This is a genomic window from Polaromonas potterensis (genome assembly GCF_033446725.1).
GTDB lineage: Bacteria > Pseudomonadota > Gammaproteobacteria > Burkholderiales > Burkholderiaceae_C > Polaromonas.
The window spans coordinates 471,797-489,153 of record NZ_JAWQLX010000001.1 but is presented as its reverse complement, the minus strand read 5'-3'; the positions used below and the strand labels follow the sequence as shown (position 1 = coordinate 489,153).

The 17,357-nt window shown below is 62.0% G+C and carries 14 protein-coding genes; 10 read left to right on the top strand and 4 right to left on the bottom strand.

Going from position 1 to position 17,357, the window contains the following annotated elements:
• Positions 1 to 26: 26 nt before the first annotated feature.
• Entirely contained in the window at positions 27 to 1,901 is a 1,875-nt protein-coding gene (gene recQ / locus R6254_RS02345; RefSeq protein WP_318404095.1) for a DNA helicase RecQ, read from the top strand.
• Between the two features lie 179 nt (positions 1,902 to 2,080).
• Positions 2,081 to 3,787 carry a 7TM diverse intracellular signaling domain-containing protein gene (locus R6254_RS02340; RefSeq protein WP_318404094.1) on the top strand — a complete coding sequence of 569 codons (1,707 nt, stop codon included), beginning with the start codon at positions 2,081 to 2,083 and terminating at the stop codon, positions 3,785 to 3,787.
• 75 nt (positions 3,788 to 3,862) lie between these two features.
• Here the strand turns inward: R6254_RS02340 and R6254_RS02335 are convergent, their stop codons facing one another.
• Positions 3,863 to 6,220, bottom strand: coding sequence for an ATP-binding protein (locus tag R6254_RS02335; protein WP_318404093.1), 2,358 nt, complete (start codon positions 6,218 to 6,220; stop codon positions 3,863 to 3,865).
• A 291-nt stretch (positions 6,221 to 6,511) separates the two neighbouring features.
• Here R6254_RS02335 and R6254_RS02330 point away from each other — a divergent pair, with 291 nt between their 5' ends.
• From R6254_RS02330 to R6254_RS02320, 3 genes are all read left to right on the top strand, one after another.
• On the top strand, positions 6,512 to 7,714 hold the full coding sequence (locus R6254_RS02330; RefSeq protein WP_318404091.1) for a threonine ammonia-lyase: 1,203 nt from the start codon (positions 6,512 to 6,514) through the stop codon (positions 7,712 to 7,714).
• A complete protein-coding gene (locus tag R6254_RS02325; RefSeq protein ID WP_318404090.1) occupies positions 7,711 to 8,115 on the top strand; it encodes a PaaI family thioesterase in 405 nt (134 codons plus the stop codon). The genes R6254_RS02330 and R6254_RS02325 overlap by 4 nt, the downstream gene beginning before the upstream one ends.
• 175 nt (positions 8,116 to 8,290) lie before the next feature.
• Positions 8,291 to 9,559, top strand: coding sequence for an O-antigen ligase family protein (locus R6254_RS02320; RefSeq protein WP_318404089.1), 1,269 nt, complete (start codon positions 8,291 to 8,293; stop codon positions 9,557 to 9,559).
• Here R6254_RS02320 and R6254_RS02315 read toward each other — a convergent pair.
• On the bottom strand, positions 9,556 to 10,020 hold the full coding sequence (locus tag R6254_RS02315; RefSeq protein WP_318404087.1) for a glycine zipper family protein: 465 nt from the start codon (positions 10,018 to 10,020) through the stop codon (positions 9,556 to 9,558). The genes R6254_RS02320 and R6254_RS02315 overlap by 4 nt on opposite strands.
• 140 nt (positions 10,021 to 10,160) lie before the next feature.
• Here R6254_RS02315 and R6254_RS02310 point away from each other — a divergent pair, with 140 nt between their 5' ends.
• Positions 10,161 to 10,325 carry a hypothetical protein gene (locus R6254_RS02310; RefSeq protein WP_318404086.1) on the top strand — a complete coding sequence of 55 codons (165 nt, stop codon included), beginning with the start codon at positions 10,161 to 10,163 and terminating at the stop codon, positions 10,323 to 10,325.
• Positions 10,326 to 10,335: 10 nt separating this feature from the next.
• Here the strand turns inward: R6254_RS02310 and R6254_RS02305 are convergent, their stop codons facing one another.
• Positions 10,336 to 10,473, bottom strand: coding sequence for a hypothetical protein (locus R6254_RS02305; RefSeq protein ID WP_318404084.1), 138 nt, complete (start codon positions 10,471 to 10,473; stop codon positions 10,336 to 10,338).
• 103 nt (positions 10,474 to 10,576) lie between these two features.
• Between R6254_RS02305 and R6254_RS02300 the strand changes: the two genes are divergently transcribed.
• Together R6254_RS02300 and R6254_RS02295 are read left to right on the top strand one after the other, a co-directional pair.
• On the top strand, positions 10,577 to 11,716 hold the full coding sequence (locus R6254_RS02300) for a glycosyltransferase family 9 protein (protein WP_318404083.1): 1,140 nt from the start codon (positions 10,577 to 10,579) through the stop codon (positions 11,714 to 11,716).
• 483 nt (positions 11,717 to 12,199) lie between these two features.
• On the top strand, positions 12,200 to 14,059 hold the full coding sequence (locus tag R6254_RS02295) for a phosphoenolpyruvate carboxykinase (GTP) (protein WP_318404081.1): 1,860 nt from the start codon (positions 12,200 to 12,202) through the stop codon (positions 14,057 to 14,059).
• Positions 14,060 to 14,205: 146 nt separating this feature from the next.
• Here R6254_RS02295 and R6254_RS02290 read toward each other — a convergent pair whose 3' ends face one another.
• On the bottom strand, positions 14,206 to 14,754 hold the full coding sequence (locus R6254_RS02290) for a hypothetical protein (RefSeq protein WP_318404080.1): 549 nt from the start codon (positions 14,752 to 14,754) through the stop codon (positions 14,206 to 14,208).
• Between the two features lie 148 nt (positions 14,755 to 14,902).
• On the opposite strand from R6254_RS02290, the gene R6254_RS02285 reads away from it, so the two are divergent.
• Together R6254_RS02285 and R6254_RS02280 are read left to right on the top strand one after the other, a co-directional pair.
• Positions 14,903 to 15,877 (top strand): LysR family transcriptional regulator, encoded by a 975-nt coding sequence (locus R6254_RS02285; RefSeq protein WP_318404079.1) that lies wholly within the window; start codon positions 14,903 to 14,905, stop codon positions 15,875 to 15,877.
• A gap of 584 nt (positions 15,878 to 16,461) precedes the next feature.
• On the top strand, positions 16,462 to 17,357 hold an 896-nt coding region (locus R6254_RS02280), incomplete at its 3' end, for an autotransporter-associated beta strand repeat-containing protein (RefSeq protein WP_318404078.1).

Below are 17,357 nucleotides of genomic sequence, written 5' to 3'. Positions count from 1 at the left end.
GCGCCCTGCCCTTACCTCTTTCGCCCTTGCCACCCACCACGCACCCCTCCTCCCCGCTGGACATTCTTAGCCAGGTTTTTGGCTATTCGGATTTCCGCGGGTCGCAGCAAGCCATCGTCGACCACGTGGTCGCCGGCGGTGATGCGCTGGTGCTGATGCCCACCGGCGGCGGCAAGTCGCTGTGCTACCAGATCCCGGCGATTGCGCGGCAAAACGCCGGCCATGGTGTGACCGTCGTGATCTCGCCGCTGATTGCGCTGATGCATGACCAGGTCGGGGCCTTGCACGAGGCCGGCGTCTCGGCGGCTTTTCTCAACTCCACCCAGACTTATGAAGAAAGCAGCGAGCTTGAGCGGCAACTGCTGCGCAACGAGCTGACCCTGCTTTACGCCGCGCCCGAACGTATCAACACGCCGCGCATGAAAGGCCTGCTGGGCTCGCTGCACGAACGCGGCCTGCTCAGCCTGTTTGCGATTGACGAGGCGCATTGCGTGAGCCAGTGGGGCCACGATTTCCGGCCCGAGTACCGCTCTTTAAGCCTGCTGCACGAGACCTTTCCCGATGTGCCGCGCATTGCGCTGACGGCCACCGCCGATGCGCTGACGCGGCAGGACATGATTGAGCGCCTCAAACTCGAAGACGCGCGCGAATTTGTCAGCAGTTTTGACCGGCCCAACATCCGTTACACCATCGTCGAAAAAACCGACGCCACACGCCAGTTGCTGCGATTCATCGAAAGCGAACACACGGGCGAAGCCGGCATCGTCTATTGCCAGTCGCGCAAACGTGTGGAGGAAATCGCCGAGACACTGCAAGGCGCCGGCCTCAAGGCCATGGCCTACCACGCCGGCCTGGACAGTGCGTTGCGCCAGCAGCGGCAGGACCGTTTTCTGCGCGAAGAAGCCATGGTCATGGTGGCGACGATTGCTTTCGGCATGGGCATAGATAAACCCGATGTGCGTTTTGTGGCGCACCTGGACATGCCGAAAAACATCGAAGGTTATTACCAGGAAACCGGGCGCGGCGGCCGCGACGGTTTGCCGGCCAACGCCTGGATGGCTTACGGCCTGCAGGACGTGGTGAACCAGCGCCGCATGATAGACACCAGCGACGCGGCCAGTGAAGAATTCAAGCAGGTGATGCGCGGCAAGCTCGATGCCTTGCTGAGCCTGGCCGAAGACACACGTTGCCGGCGCGTCAGCCTGCTGCACTACTTCGGCGAAGACAGCCAGCCCTGCGGCAACTGCGACAACTGTTTGAATCCACCAGCGGTCTGGGACGCGACCGAAGCGGCGCGCAAGATGCTCAGCTGTATTTACCGCGTGCAGCAGGCCAGCGGCATCAGTTTCGGCGCCGGCCACCTGATGGACATCCTGCGCGGCAAACCCACTGAAAAAGTGCTGCAGTACAACCACGACAAACTCAGCACCTTTGGCATAGGCACCGACCTGTCCGAGCTGCAGTGGCGCGGCGTCTTGCGCCAGTTGATCGCCAAAAGCATGGTGCGGGTTGACCCCGACGCCTTCAACACCCTGCAACTGCTGCCCGATGCGCGCCAGGTGCTCAAGGGCGAGGTCAGCGTGATGCTGCGCGAACAGGCCGCGAGCGACAAAGCCGACCGACGCAAAAAAAGCACCAAGACATCCACCAAAGGCCTGGCCGAAGCCTCGCTCAATGCCGGCGCGCTGGAGCGCCTGGCGCGCCTGAAAACCTGGCGTGCCGAGGTGGCACGCGAACACAACCTGCCGGCCTTCGTGATTTTTCACGATGCCACCCTGCGCGCGATTGCCGAACGGGCGCCGCAAAACATCGCCGACCTGGAAGGCATCAGCGGCATCGGTGTCAAAAAGCTGGAAGCTTATGGCAGCGAGGTGTTGCGCGTGTGCGCCGCAGATTCTTAACCCAAAGCCGCCTGATCCCGGGCAGCTTGGACGTCAGCGGCTATGAAAATCGCAGCTGTTCGGCCAAGCACCGGCCTCATTCCCCCGCTGCTCTCACGCCGCTTTCGAGGGCAGCTGCGGCACAATACGCCCTCGTGAGAACCCCAAAAAATATCAGCGCCGGAGGGAGACTGAGCGCTTTGACGCGGGCATGGCTGAGCCTGCTTTTTCTGCAGATGGCGCTGCTGGTCAGCCCCGCCGGCGCGGCCGAGTTGCTGAACCTGGGCGAGCGCAGCGGCCCGATCCGCATGAGCACCGCGCTGGAGTTCTGGCTGGACCCGCAAGGCCAAAGCTCTGTTGACAAGGTCGAGGCCGGCGCCCTGCCTTTTGCCCCCGTGCAAGTCGGCCAGCCACAAGTGCTGGACAACGCGGCGCTCTGGCTGCGCTTCGACGCGATTGTGCGCGACCCGCGTTTTCACTGGAAACTCGAACTGCCCATGACCGGGGTGGACAAAATCGCGCTGTATTACCGCAACCCCCTGGGCCAATGGGTGGTGCAGCAGGCCGGGGACAGCTTGCCCATGAGTGCCTGGCCGCAGCCCGGCCGTTACCCGGCGCTGTCGCTCAGCCCGGTGCAGGACCAGGTGGTTCGTTATTACGTGCGTATCGAACACGCACGTGTGCCATTCTCGGTCATGCCGCGTGCGATCGGCGACACCGAACTGACCACAGCCCGCCAGCTCGACCATATTCTGCTGGGCGCCTACTTCGGGCTGGCCGTTCTCGTGACCTTGCTGGCCCTGCTCAACGCGATCGCTTACCGGGACTGGGGCTTTGCCTCTTATGCCGTTTACCTGGCCACCTTTGCCGGGGCGCTAGGGGCGCTCACCGGCGTGGCCGGCCTGTACTGGTGGCCCGAATGGCCGGTGCTGAACAACGCAGCCACTTTTCTGCTGCCCCTGCTCGCCGCCGCCGCCGCTATGTGGTTCGTACGCGTCATCACCACGCCCAAACGTTTTTCACGGGCGCTGGACTGGTTCATGCTGGCCCTGATTTGGCTGCTGCCGCTGATCGGCATTTTTGACACGCTATTTCCCAGCGCCGAGGGTTTTGCCATCTGCAACATCCTGGTCAGCGCCGGTATTGCGGTCTTGCTGATGGTGATCGGGGTCTCGCTGTTCGAAGGTGACCACCACACGCGCTGGATTGCGCTGGGCTTTTTGCCCATCCTGGTGGCCACGGTTTTCCCGCTGTTGCGCAACTATGGCGTGCTGGCCTCCAGCTTTCTGACGGAAAACGCCTTGATCCTGGGCTCGGCGCTTGAGGCACCGATTTTGTTTTACGGCTTGTTGCGCCGCGTGACGCAGCAGCGCGAACCCGAGGTCCGGGCCACAGCCTTGCAGACCACAGACCCGCTGACCGGGCTGGGAACAACACGGCTGCTGCTCGACAAGCTGCGCCAGGCCCTGAGCACGGCCGAACGTTACCAGCAGCCTTGCGCCCTGCTGATCATCCACCTGAGCAACCTGGCCTTGCTGCAACGCCAACACGGGCGCGAGACCAGCGACCGCGCCATGGTGATGGCCGCCTCGCGCATACGCGCCGTGGCCCAGACCACGGACACGGTGGCTCGGGTCGGCGACAGCCATTTCGCCTTGTTGATGGAAGGGCCGATGACCAGTGATTCGGTCAACGACGTGGCCACCAAAATTCTGGCCAGCGGCTTGCGGCCGTCCCGGGAATTGCCCGACGCCGACCCCTTGCTTTTTCGCATCGCCATCGGTTACATGCCCGACCCGGCCCGGCTGGCCAAAACAGAGCCGCAGGCCTGCCTGGCTCAGCTGCTGCAGGCGGTCAAGGACATGAACGATGGTTCGCGCAAGGCAATTCGCCTGATTCAGCTGTGATTCATGACCAAACAGGGCTCTAGCCCCCGGTACACGGTCGCAATCAGCTACTGATTTAATAGCAACTGCCGGACTTCACTGAATAAAGCCCACGGCCCGGGCCTCGCGCACCTCGGGTTTGATGCGGTGTTCGGCTTCGAGCTGGCCGAGAAATTCGTCGGCCGTGAACGCCACCGCGAGAATATCGATCTGGCGCTTGACGGCGGCAAAGTCACCGGGACACAGCTGCGCCAGTTTGGCCAGCCGATCATGCAGGGCGGTGGTCAGCGCTGCCGCCTCACCGGCCAACGCTTCGGTGACAAACATGGTTTCGCGCTGCGCCGTGGTCAGCGGCATGAACTTGATCTTGAAGGTGAAGCGCCGCAGCGCCGCCTGGTCCAGGCTTTCCAGCAGGTTGGTGGTGCAGACAAAAATACCGCCGAAGCGTTCCATGCCCTGCAACATCTCGTTGACCTCGGTGACCTCGTAGGTGCGCTGCGCGCCACGCCTGTCCTGCAAAAAACTGTCGGCTTCATCCAGCAATAACACCGCTTTTTCGGTTTCGGCCTCGCTGAACATCGCCGCCATGTTCTGCTCGGTTTCGCCCACGTATTTACTCATCAAGTCGCTGGCCTGTTTGATGATCAGCGGACGCTCCAGCGCCTTGGCCAGGTGTTCGGCGAGTGCGGTTTTGCCGGTGCCGGGGGCGCCGTAAAAACACAAGCTGCCGTGGCCACGGGCTTTCAGCGCCTGCACAATACGCGGCACGTCAAAACGCGACTCCACGTTCAACATGGCCAGGTCATAAGTGGTGACGCTGTGCCGCCCGGAGACATCCGCCTTGTTGCCCAGCGCCAGATCGGCGTTTTTGAGCTGGCGCTCGATCAGCGATTCCATCAGGGCCGTGTTCCCGCCAGACAGAATGGCCTGCAGGCCTTCACCATCGGTGTCCTTCCCGGGTTCGCTGGCCAGTTTGGCAAAACGCACGGCCGTGCGAATCTGCGCCGGTGTCAGGCCTTTGCGCCCTGTGAGTTTGGCCACAAAAGGCTCGCTGACGGCAACCCCTTCCAGCGTTTTGCGCACCAGGCCCTCGCGCGCACCGGGCGGCGGCGACTTGAGCTCCAGGTGGTAGGCGAAACGCCGACGGAACGCCGGGTCGATTTGCTCGATGCGGTTGGTCACCCACAAGGTGGGCACGGTGTTGGACTCCAGAATCTGGTTGACCCAGGCCTTGCCGCTGACCGAGCCTGAACTGGGCGCCGCCATTTGTTCGGAGCGCGCCATCAGTTGCGCGGCTTCGCTGGAGATGCTGGGGAACACGTCTTCCACCTCGTCAAACAGCAGGACCGAATGGGCGCTGCCCTTGAGAAACACCTGGGCGATCTGCAGGGAGCGATAACGGTCACGGCCGCTCAGGGAATTGCCGTCACGGTCGGCGTATTCAACCTCGAACAAGTCCAGTCCGGCGGCCTGCGTCACCACCTTGGCCAATTCGGTTTTACCCGTGCCCGGTGGTCCGTACAGCAACACATTGACCCCGAGCTCCTTGCCATCCACCGCATGGCGCAGCAGCGACACCAGCACCTGTGCGTCTTCCCGGGCAAAAGCAAAATCGGCCAGACCCAAGGTGCTGCGCTCCACCGGCCGGGTGAAAACCGCCATCAACTCGTTCTGGTCACGGTATTCGCGCATCAACACCGGCGGCAGTTTTTCACTGACCTTCATGAGGTCGGCCAGATCGGTGATGTTGTGTTCGGAGATCAGGTTTTCGACCATGCCGATACGCTCCAGGCGCGAACCGGCACGCAAGGCCTCGGCCACCTCGTTGGCCTTGACACCGGCCACCTCGGCAATCGCCGCATAAGCTTCCGGTGCATTGCTGACCTTGAACTCGACCAGCAGGGAGCGCAGGTCGCGCTGGTAACGCGCCAGCGTGCCGTAAAGCAACAAGGCGCGTTCGGCCTGGTTGAGCTGCAACAAATTGGCCAGGGCGTCGATGTTTTTTTCCACCAGCGTGGACTGTTTTTTCAGCGCATGGGTCAACCAGTCGCCGGTGGCGCCCAGCACCGACAACAAGTCCTTGGGCTGGTCCTTGGCATGTTCGTCCAGGTAGAAAAACAAGGTGCCTTCTTCATACGGCCCGCGCCAGGCGCCGTGGCGGTTCATGAAGGCGGCGTCGCTGAGGTCCTCATGGCCGCGCCAGAACTCGTTGTCCTTGCAGCGCCGGCCCAGGAATTCACGCAGGCGCTGAAACGCGGGCACCGGCCAGACCAGGTGGCGGCCCGACAGCGACAACAGGCTGTTGAGGTCGCGCCGCACATTGAATTTGGCGCCTTGGCGCGCCGCCAGGGTCAGCACAAAATGGGAACACATCAGGTCCAGCACCGGCGCGTCCTTCAGGCCGGGAGACAGCAGCAGTGGACCATGCTTGTCAGCACCCAAACGCTTGCTCATGGAGGACCTCCGGCGTAGAAGGAAAACGGTTTGCGCCTGCGCGCACAGTTCACACAAGCCTAACCATAACGCAGCTTGAAGCATCAGGGAAGACGCTGCTTTCAAGCGCCCGTGGATTGCGCCACAAAACCGGCCACAATCAGCGCTCCCCTGGAGAGAAAACATGTGCCCCCACGCTCACATTTGTTCGCTGCCCCCCGAGGGGGCGCTTGCCGCCCTGGAGGCGGCTCGTCGGCCGGCAAACCTGTGCCGCCAAGACCACCGCTGTTCACCACCGCCCGAGGAGATCCCATGCTGGCTTTGACCGATATTGAGGCCGCAGCGCTGCGCTTGCAAGGCCAGTTGCTCGACACCCCCTGTGTGGCGTCCAAAACGCTGTCCCAGATCACCGGGGCGGAGATTTTCTTGAAGTTTGAAAACCTGCAATACACGGCCTCGTTCAAGGAGCGCGGCGCCTGTAACAAACTGGTGCAGCTCTCGGACCAAGAACAGCGCCGCGGCGTGATTGCCATGAGCGCCGGCAACCATGCCCAGGGCGTGGCTTACCACGCGCAGCGCCTCGGTTTGCGCGCGGTGATTGTGATGCCGCGTTTTACCCCCGGCGTGAAAGTCGATCGCACCCGCGGTTTTGGCGCCGAGGTGGTGTTACATGGCGACACACTGGAAGAATCACGCAGCCATGCCTTGGCGCTGGCAGAACGCGAAGGCCTGGTGTTTGTCCATCCCTATGACGACGAAGCCATCGTTGCCGGCCAGGGCACGGTAGGTCTGGAAATGTTGCGCGCCGTGCCCGAACTCGACACCCTGGTCGTGGCGATAGGCGGCGGCGGCCTGATCGCCGGCATGGCCACCGCGGCCAAAGCCATGAAACCGGGCATCGAGATCATTGGCGTGCAAACCTCGCGTTTTCCGGCCATGGTCAATGCCATCAAGGGCACGCATTACCCGCAAGGCAGCAGCACGATTGCCGAGGGGATTGCCGTCGGCAGCCCCGGCGTGATCCCGCAAGCCATCATCGCGCGCCTGGTCGACGACCTGGTGCTGGTCGACGAGGGTGACATCGAACAGGCCATGGTGATGTTGCTCGAAATTGAAAAAACCCTGGTTGAAGGCGCAGGCGCGGCAGGCCTGGCCGCGCTGCTCAAATACCCGGCGCGTTTCAAAGGCAAAAAAGTCGGCCTGGTGCTGTGCGGCGGCAACATCGACCCGCTGCTGCTGGCGGCCATCATCGAACGCGGCATGGTGCGCGCCGGACGGCTGGCCCGCATCCGCGTCAGCGCGCGCGACGTGCCGGGTTCGCTGGCCAAAATCACTGCCACCGTGGCCGACGCCGGCGCCAACATCGATGAAGTGCACCATCAGCGGGCCTTCACCATGTTGTCGGCGCAAAACGTGGACATTGAACTGGTGATCCAGACCCGCGGGCGCGACCATATCGCCCAGGTCCTGGCGGTTCTGAAAACCGCTGGGTTTGAAGCCGAGGAACAACTGTGACCCAAGCGCTATTGCAAGCGGCCCTAGCGGACTATGTTGCGCCCTGGGTGCAGGCGCTGGGACTGATCGTCGAGTCTCGGGACGAACACAGCGTCACGCTGCGCCTGCCGAAAAATACAGCGCTCTCGCGGGTGGGCGGCATGTTGTGCGGACAGGCCATGATGGCCGCGGCAGACACCGCCATGGTGCTGGCGCTGATCAACCATTTTGGCGAGTTCAGGCCTTGCACCACGGTGCAGATGAACAGCAGCTTTTTAAAACCCCTGTCCAGTCAGGACGCACTGATCGAAGCGCGCGTGTTACGCGCCGGTAAATCACTGGCTTTTGGCGAAATCGACATTCGCGGTGCCGATGATGGCAAAAGCGTAAGCCGTTCCACGACGACCTATGCGCTGTTGTAACGCGCTGCTAAAAAACACTCGCCACAACAGCCTTCTTGCCCTTTGCTTAAGCCCTTTGGGCGGGCCTTTTCTCCTACTCTCCCTGGACGACGATGCGTTTCAAGGGTTTCACGCAGTCCCGTCAATGGCTCCACGATAATGCAGGCCTGCTCATTTCACGGCCTCTTCCGCTCTTATGCCCCCTATTGCCGTTAATTTTCGCCTGATCCTCGTTTGCCTGGTTGCGGCTTCGGTCGGTTTGTCCATGGCCCTCATCAGCCTCTCGAAGGCGGCCCTGCTGCTGTTTGCCTTGGTTGCGCTGCTCTGGGTGAGTCGTCAGCCGGTGCCCGCCGCCCACTTGAGAACCCTGCGCACCCCGATGGCGATTTTGCTCGCGCTGGCCTGCCTGGCCTTGAGCATCACCTGGTCAGACGCGCCATGGCCGCAAGCGCTGGAGGCCTGGACCAAACACGCCAAACTGCTGGTGATCCCGGTGCTTCTGTGGTTGATACGCAGTGAACGCGATGCCAAGCTGGCCTTCCTGTCTTTCATGGCTGCCCAGGTGTTTCTGCTGCTCAGTTCATGGCTATTGGTGCTGGGCGTCCCCGTGCCTTGGGCCACCTCGCGCATGGCATTGGCGCATAACGCGGTTTTTTCCAGTTACCTGGACCAGTCCATCATGAGCAGTGTCACAGCGGCCCTGTGCTGGCACCTGAGGCATCTGGCGCCCGGGCGTTGGGGGCGCACGCTCGTTTTGGCGGTGATAGCGCTAGCCCTGGCCAACGTTCTTTTTGTCATGAACGGTCGGAGCGGTCATGTGGTGTTGATCGCCCTGATCTCGCTGGCCATCATGTGGGCGTTGCCCAAGTCCTACCGCTTGCTGGCTGGCGCCGTCCCCTTTGTCGTGTTGTTGGCCGTCATGCTGGGCTCAACCCTGGTGCGCGACCGGATGATGGCCGTGGGTCAAGAGATTAACTCTTACGCCACGGCAGGGAAAATCAACTCATCCTCTGGCGAACGACTGAACTACTGGTCTCGCTCTCTGGAATCGATGGCGCAACATCCCATCGTCGGATCGGGCGTGGGCAGCTGGAACGCCGAGTACCGGCGACTGGACCAGGGCAAAAGCTCAGCGGACTCTCAAAATGTACGCAATCCTCACCAAGAATACCTGCTCTGGGGCGTCGAGGCCGGGGTGATCGGCATCTTGTTGTTGTTGAATATCTTGTTGGCGGTCTATCGTGATACCTTGCGCATGAACACACCCATGGCCAGAGCCACCCAGTCCGTCCTGGCGGCGATGGCCCTCGTCTGCCTGTTTAACTCCAGCCTGTTTGACGCGACCATTGGTGATTTCTTCTGCGTGTCCTTGGGATTGATGCTGGCGCTGGGCTGGCACACCCGCCCACCAGCCGTCGCAGCCCATGAGCCGATCAGGCCGCAACCCGCGCCTACAGGCGCCTAGTTCCAGCCAATCACGTCAAAGCCTTTTTCGCCAAGGCAGCGCTGCACAAAGTTGCGGTAGGTGCCGCTGGGCCGGTCGTTGCGGAAAGCGCCCTGAACCGCGCCGGCCGAGCCGCCCACGGCAGCCCCCCCGACCCCGGCACGCAGGACACCTTCACTGCCCCGGCCGGTGATCAATGCGCCCACGGCAGACGCCACCGCGCCGGTGGCGGCACCCGCCCCGGCGCCGCGAGCAACGGCATTGGTTTTCTCGTCGGGGGTCAGACCGGCAGACACGGCCCTGGCCATGCAAGCATCCGCCTCGGCACGGCCCTGGGCATCACCCACGCGATTCAAGGTCGTATTGGGGTACAACACCGGCCGGGCGGATGGGCTATTGGCCCCGGTGCTGGCACAACCCGTCAAGCCACCCAGCAGCAAGACCGACACCGCGACAAAACCCCGTTTGGCAAAAAGAGACATCTCGAACTCCAAAACACATGTTGTCCGGCTCGATGCCGGACCATCACAGCAAGATATTAGTGGCGCGCGGGCCAGTTTGTGATTCACCGGCTCAAAAAGGTAAAATAGATCAGTTGTCCCAGTTTCCAGGAATCATCACCATGTCCAGCTCCCACCATGCTACCCCCGCCGCGCACAGCAACCCTCTCCAGGACCAGGAGCAGGACGCCGTTGAAGCCATCGTGCCGCTGATGCCCCTGGTATTGCCTCTGGCTGGTGGCGTCCTGATGTTTCTGCTGGCCTTCATCGCTGTCTACATGGCTTGAAGCGCCAAGGCTAATACTCCCCCGGATCTTCGGTAGCTGCCTTTGTTGCCGAAATTAAACCTCGGCGGTCATCACAAGCCCTTGCCTGATGGCCATTCATGTGCCGCTTGAATGGCTCTTCTTTTTTGTTGATGCCTGCATCATTCATGATTGGCTCAATACGAACCGCGTGGCATGCCGTAGCCCGGACATCTCCGTAATGCACGCAGCCAAGCTGCGATCTGTTGAGACCCCAGAGGGTGCTTAAGCGCATGCTCAAAAAGCTCAGCTCCGCGCTGGATGGCCGCTTGAAGCAACTGGCCCTGGCAACAACCACGCCGCAGTTGAAAAAGCCTGTCAGCATCGCCTCCCCGCAGGAATACATTGCCGAGGCCGGCCATCGAAAGGTCGGGTGGCGGGCCTGGCGACGAAGTCTGGTGTTCATGGCTTCGGGTCAGGCCAACGTCAAGATCCATTCACTGGAAAATATCGGAAAAAGAGGGCTGTGGCTCTACGCCGGCGAAGGCCAGGTGGGCGATGCCTTGATGGACCTCGCCCCGCGATCACTGCTTCAAGCGCAGGGCTTTCGCATGGACTTGTTGACCGATCCGCACCTGGCCCGTTTGTTTCAGGACGACCCTTGGTTTTCAAGCGTGACCGATGACGCCGCCGTGCTGGCCGCGGTGCCCTACGATTTTGTGATGATCTTGAGCCACAAGCGGCGCTCGCTCCAGCCCAAAAGCAAGTCTTTCAAAAAACTGCCCTGGGTATCCATCCTGGAAAACTTCACGGGGCCAAATTTCGATCGCTCGGGTTACGCCACCCAGCGCCTTGCCGACTTGTTGGGGCTGGAACTCAGCCCGGCCGAATTTACCGAACACGCCCGCCAGAAGCTCAAGCCGCGCCTGGCGCCTGCCGGCTTTGAGCAGGCAACCGCGCACCTGGCGACGGCGGTTGCACTGTCGATAGGCGGCGTGGATCCCTTGCGCACCTACAACGCCTGGCCTCAGGTGATGGCAGCCTTGATGCGTCATGGCATCCATGAATTTCTTCTTGTCGGCAGTGACAACGGCATCGCCGATGCGCAGCGCATAGAGCAGACATTTGGCACTTCGGCGCGGATACATAACTACGTGGGCAAATGTTCGCTGGCGCAAAGCCATGACCTGCTGGCCGTCGCGCGAGTGGCGATTTGCACCGACGGCGGCCTGATGCACCTGGCGGCGACCACCGCCACACCCGTGCTGGGTCTGTTCAGCGTCGCCATCGAACCGGAATGGCGGCTCCACCCGCGGCCGGGCATCGCCTGTGTTCGTTCGAACTCGGCGGATGTCAACGACGCTTCCGTGCAAGAGATTGTTGAAAAAACGCTGTTGCTGTGTAACGCCCATTCTCAAGCACAAACCTCCTGATCCACAGCCGGCTCTGCTGCCCCGACTGAAGCGGCACCCCTTGCGGGTTTGCTCAGGCCGCAAAACCGGCACGCGCACGCGGCCGGACGCGACAGCATGGCGAAAACACCCCGGCTGGCGCATTCCCACCCGGATTGTCATCACTGCCAGAACCGCAGCAAAGTTTATGCATAACCCCATGCAAGTTTTGCATATGTTTTACCCGTAACCGCCAAGCAACTCCCCCTGATGTTCTTAAAATGAATTTTCTGGTCGACCCGTGGCGCCTAAAAAGTAAGTGATTCGCTGCTTTTTTGGCGGGGTGTCACAGCCCCTCTGGCTGCCACCCCACTCGCCGACCGCGATCAGTGTGATGGCAGGCCGTATCTGCTTAACGGCTTTGCTGGCCAGATTTTGAAGCCGCTGAAGCGCCATTTCGACAAACGTCTCGATGTCCCCATCCGACGCTTGCTGAAATAACGTTTTTTAACTTTGGAGCTTTCGATGAACCACCCCGCCATGCAAGGGCTTAACCTGAATACGCCCAGCTATGTCAAACACGCCAAACTGATCAGTTGGGTCGCCGACATGGTGGCCTTGTGCAAACCCGACACTGTTTACTGGTGCGACGGCAGCGACGCCGAATACCAGCGCCTGTGCCAGCAACTGGTCGACGCCGGCACCTTCAAAAAACTCAACGAAACCAAACGCCCGAACAGCTTTCTGGCCTGCTCCGACCCGACCGACGTGGCCCGCGTCGAAGACCGTACCTTCATCTGCTCGGCCCAACAGGCAGACGCCGGCCCGACCAACAACTGGATGGCGCCCGCCGAGATGCGTGCCACGCTGCAGCCGTTGTTTGACGGCTGCATGAAGGGCCGCACCATGTATGTGGTGCCTTTCTCCATGGGCCCGCTCGGTTCGCCGATTGCCCACATCGGCATCGAACTCTCGGACAGCCCGTATGTGGGCGTCAACATGAAGATCATGACGCGTATGGGCAAGGCCGTGTTTGACGTGCTCGGCACTGATGGCGAGTTTGTGCCCTGCGTCCATACCGTGGGCGCGCCGCTGACCGAAGGCCAGAAAGATGTGAAATGGCCTTGCAACAAGACCAAATACATCGTGCATTACCCCGAGACGCGCGAGATCTGGTCTTATGGTTCCGGCTACGGCGGCAATGCGCTGCTGGGCAAGAAATGTTTTGCGCTGCGTATCGCCTCCAACATGGGCCGCGACGAGGGCTGGCTGGCCGAACACATGCTGATCCTGGGCGTGACCTCGCCTGAGGGCAAAAAATACCACGTGGCGGCGGCTTTCCCTTCCGCCTGCGGCAAGACCAACTTCTCGATGTTGGTGCCACCGGCAGGCTTCGAGGGCTGGAAGGTCACCACCATCGGCGACGACATCGCCTGGATCAAACCCGGCCAGGACGGCCGTCTGTACGCCATCAACCCGGAAGCCGGCTACTTTGGCGTGGCCCCGGGCACCAACATGCTGACCAACCCGAACTGCCTGCGCAGCCTGGACCGTGACGTGATTTTCACCAACGTCGGCCTGACCGATGACGGCGACGTCTGGTGGGAAGGCATGGAAAAAGACGGCCCCATGCCAGCGCACCTGATCGACTGGCAGGGCAAGGACTGGACACCCCAAATCGCCAAGGAAACCGGCGCCAAGGCCGCCCATCCCAACTCGCGTTTCACCGTCGCCGCCACCAATAACCCGGCGCTGGACCCGGCCTGGGATGATCCTGCCGGCGTGCCCATCGACGCCTTCATCTTCGGCGGCCGCCGTTCCAACACCGTGCCGCTGATCACCGAAAGCCGCGACTGGGTCGAAGGCGTGTACATGGCCGCGACCATGGGCTCCGAGACCACGGCCGCCATCACCGGCCAGGTCGGCGTGGTGCGCCGCGACCCCTTCGCCATGATTGCCTTCGCCGGCTACAACATGTCGGACTACTTCCAGCATTGGCTCAATATGGGCAAACGGCTGGAAGCCACAGGCGCGAAGCTGCCGAAAATTTTCACCGCCAACTGGTTCCGCAAGGGCGAAGACGGCAAGTTTGTCTGGCCCGGCTACGGCGAAAACATGCGTGTGCTGAAGTGGATGATTGACCGTGTCGAAGGCAGCGGCCAGGGCGTGGAACACATCACCGGCGTCAGCCCGCGTTACGAAGACATCAACTGGAAGGGCCTGGACTTCAGCGCCCAGCAGTTCGACAGCGTGACCAGCATCGACAAAGCCGCCTGGCTCAAGGAGCTGGAATTACACGCCGAACTGTTCAAGCAACTCGAATACCATCTGCCGAAAGAGCTGGAGGAGACCAAAGCTGCGATTGAGCGCCGCCTGGCAGCCTGACCGGCCCCAGGACCCTGCCGCAGTTGCGGCAGGGCGCATGAACTGCGCCTTGCCTGATGCGTCTTAGTCAAATCGTCCAGACGCAAAAAAGCCACCGATCCGGTGGCTTTTTTTATGGCCGCCGCAGGGGCGGCCGGTGTCAGCGCTTAGATGTAGTTGCGCTGGTAGGCACGCAGTTCTGCGCCACCCAAACGGATGCTGCGCTTCGGCAATACTGGCAGCATGGGCAACACCGCCACCGCTGCGGCCACCTGGGGTGCCGTTGCCACTTCCGTGTCAGCTTCACGGCGTGCCATCGCGGCCTGCAGGTCAGCCATCATGCGGGGGTCGGCTTTGGCCGCTTCCCACATGCGCAAGTCAGCACGGCCACGGGCCACGCTGCTCGACCAGGCATCCAGACCCGTGATCACACGTGCGGCCAGACGACGTGCGGTGCCGGCAAACAAGGCCAGCGCGGCAAATGCCACCGCCCAGAAAGCGACCCAGACCACCAGCAAGTGGCCGTCGGCCCAGCTCTCGATCAACTGGTCGGCCACCACCATCATGGCGGCCACGAGGGCGGCCAAGAGCATGGTCGCCAGCCCTTTGCTGCTGTCAAAGCTGCGGCGGAACTGGCTAGCTGCGTCCACAGCCGACTCGAAACGGGCCACGGCGGGATGTTCGGTGGGATAGCTGATGTTGACGAAACTGCTCATGATGGTTCTCCTGAAAGAGTGCCACCACCGACATTGGTTTGGGCACAGATGAATATTAGGGTTTTTACTGATGTTATTCAACTTTATCTTTGTGATGCAATTCATTCACAACAGTGATAATTGAACGATTCCTTCCGACGGAAACCTCATGGAACAGCTCAACTTCCGCACCCTGGACCTGAACCTGCTGCGCGTGTTTGACGAAGTCATGGCCGAACGCAGCCTGACCCGGGCCGCGCGCAACCTGTCATTGACCCAGCCGGCCGTCAGCAATGCCCTGCGCCGCCTGCGTGAAACCCTGGGCGACGAGCTGGTGCAGCGCAGCGGCCAGGGCATGGCACCCACACCGCGCGCCCTCGCGATCTGGCCGGCCGTGCGCGAAGCCCTGCAGCAACTGCAGGAATCGCTGGTGCCCAACGCCTTTGTGCCCGCCAGCGCAAGCTCCACCTTTGTGCTGGCCATGGCCGACGCCACGGCGGCGACACTGATCCCGGGCCTGGCCGAAATCCTCGAACATGAAGCGCCCGGCGTCTCGATACGTGTGGTTCCGCTCACCACCCGTGACCCGCGGCGCCTGCTGGACGAAGAAAGCTGCGATCTGGCCGTCGGTTATTTCCCCTCGGTGCTGGCCGACCTGACGGCCCACGCCCAAAGCGGCGAGCCCATGCCCTTTTTGTTTCACCGGCTGTATGACGGCGAATACGTCTGTGTGATGCGCAAAGACCATCCGCTGGCCAGCGGCCCGCTCACGCTCAACCGGTATTGCGCCGCACGCCACATGCTGGTGAGTTTTTCCGGCCGGCCTTATGGGTTTATCGACGAGTCGCTGGCCTCGCTGGGGCGCAAACGCCACGTGGTGCTCACCGTCAACCAGTTTTTCACCGCCGGCCGGGTGGTTGCCAACTCCAACCTGCTCACCGTGCTGCCGCGCAACTTCATCAGCGTCACCGGCATCGCCGATCAACTGGTGCGCCGCTCCCTGCCTTTTGATGTGTCGCCGGTGCATGTGGATGCGCTCTGGCACCGGCGCTCCGAGCAGCGCAGCGCCCACATGTGGCTGCGCCAGGCCGTCATGCGGGCGGCCAAACATGCGTTTTCCGGTGCCAACCCGGAATTTATATAAATCGTAGCCGCAGCCCCCGTCACGCGGGCGCAAGCAGCTACTTGTTTGATAGCAAATCAAGCTTTCAGGACGATGCCCTTTCCCCCAAGGCCAGCGCCTCCAGCCGCGCGCGCAAGTTAACCACGGCCTCGCGCGACACATTCCAGGGCTCGGCCAAGCCGTCCAGCCAGAGACAAGCTGGCGGCGCTGGGTGAGCTTGCGCGCACGCTGGCAAGCCCTCAAAAGGGCTATGGAAGCCGATTTTCAAGAAAAATCGGCCTCCAACCCATATCACACGGTCGCAAGCAGCTATTAATTCAATAGCAAATTCACCCTCACACCCCACCACCCCGCCGCCTGAGTGCGGCGCTGGGGCCACCTGCACCAGCCCCTGGCGCGTCACCGAGCGGGCCACGCAGTGGGCGCCAAAAAAGTGTCAAATCGTAACAAATTACCGCTTTCACATGGTCTATTTAGACCAATTGAGGCCTTTTCAGGAACAAAACCGCACAAATGTGTCACGTTTAGTTACACAATGCCGGACCTATTCCCTGTTGCGACCTCAGGCCGCGCCGGCTTCTTCGGCTTTCACACCCCATACCCTTATGAACATCTCACACCGCAGCCTCTGGAACTCCGCACTTGGCGCCTGGGTCGCCGTTTCTGAGGCCACCCGGGGCCGCGGCAAACGCAGTGGCGGCGGCAGCGCGGTCCTGGCGGGCGCGGCCCTGCTGTTGATCGGGTCTGTGCCAAGCCTGGGTTTTGCGCAAACTACGTGGAACAAGACGACGGCCAGCGCCTGGGCTACGCCAGGCAACTGGACCAATGGTGCACCTGGCACCACCACTGCTGTGACCGTGAGTCAAGGCACGGCCCAGATCACCGCCGCCACCACCAACACCACCATCGGCTCGCTGGCAGGCGGCACGGGTGGCAAAATCACCATCGTCTCAGGCAAATCGCTCACGACCGGCGGAAACGACAGCTCGACAAGCTTTGGCGGCATCATCAGCGGCGCAGGCGGCCTGACCAAGCAGGGAACGGGCACACAAACCTTGACAGGCGCCAACGCCTACACCGGCGTCACAACCATCACCGCCGGCACCTTGCAGGTCGGCGCAGGCGCCGCCACCGGCACTCTCGGCGCCGGCGGGGTCGTCAACAACGCCAAACTGGCCTTCAACCGCACCGGTACGCTGACGATCGCCAACGCCATCTCCGGCAGCGGCTCTGTCCAACAACTTGGCACGGGCACCACCGTCCTCACGGGCACCAACACCTACACCGGCGTCACAACCATCACCGCCGGCACCTTGCAGGTCGGCGCAGGCGCCGCCACCGGCACTCTCGGCGCCGGCGGGGTCGTCAACAACGCCAAACTGGCCTTCAACCGCACCGGTACGCTGACGATCGCCAACGCCATCTCCGGCAGCGGCTCTGTCCAACAACTTGGCACGGGCACCACCGTCCTCACGGGCACCAACACCTACACCGGCGTCAC

Excerpts from the sequence above, each read along its gene's own strand:
- R6254_RS02335 (WP_318404093.1), bottom strand. The coding sequence starts at position 6,220 with ATGAGCAAGCGTTTGGGTGCTGACAAGCATGGTCCACTGCTGCTGTCT.
- R6254_RS02330 (WP_318404091.1), top strand. The coding sequence starts at position 6,512 with ATGCTGGCTTTGACCGATATTGAGGCCGCAGCGCTGCGCTTGCAAGGC.
- R6254_RS02320 (WP_318404089.1), top strand. The coding sequence starts at position 8,291 with ATGCCCCCTATTGCCGTTAATTTTCGCCTGATCCTCGTTTGCCTGGTT.
- R6254_RS02315 (WP_318404087.1), bottom strand. The coding sequence starts at position 10,020 with ATGTCTCTTTTTGCCAAACGGGGTTTTGTCGCGGTGTCGGTCTTGCTG.
- R6254_RS02310 (WP_318404086.1), top strand. The coding sequence starts at position 10,161 with ATGTCCAGCTCCCACCATGCTACCCCCGCCGCGCACAGCAACCCTCTC.
- R6254_RS02305 (WP_318404084.1), bottom strand. The coding sequence starts at position 10,473 with ATGAATGATGCAGGCATCAACAAAAAAGAAGAGCCATTCAAGCGGCAC.
- R6254_RS02300 (WP_318404083.1), top strand. The coding sequence starts at position 10,577 with ATGCTCAAAAAGCTCAGCTCCGCGCTGGATGGCCGCTTGAAGCAACTG.
- R6254_RS02295 (WP_318404081.1), top strand. The coding sequence starts at position 12,200 with ATGAACCACCCCGCCATGCAAGGGCTTAACCTGAATACGCCCAGCTAT.
- R6254_RS02290 (WP_318404080.1), bottom strand. The coding sequence starts at position 14,754 with ATGAGCAGTTTCGTCAACATCAGCTATCCCACCGAACATCCCGCCGTG.
- R6254_RS02285 (WP_318404079.1), top strand. The coding sequence starts at position 14,903 with ATGGAACAGCTCAACTTCCGCACCCTGGACCTGAACCTGCTGCGCGTG.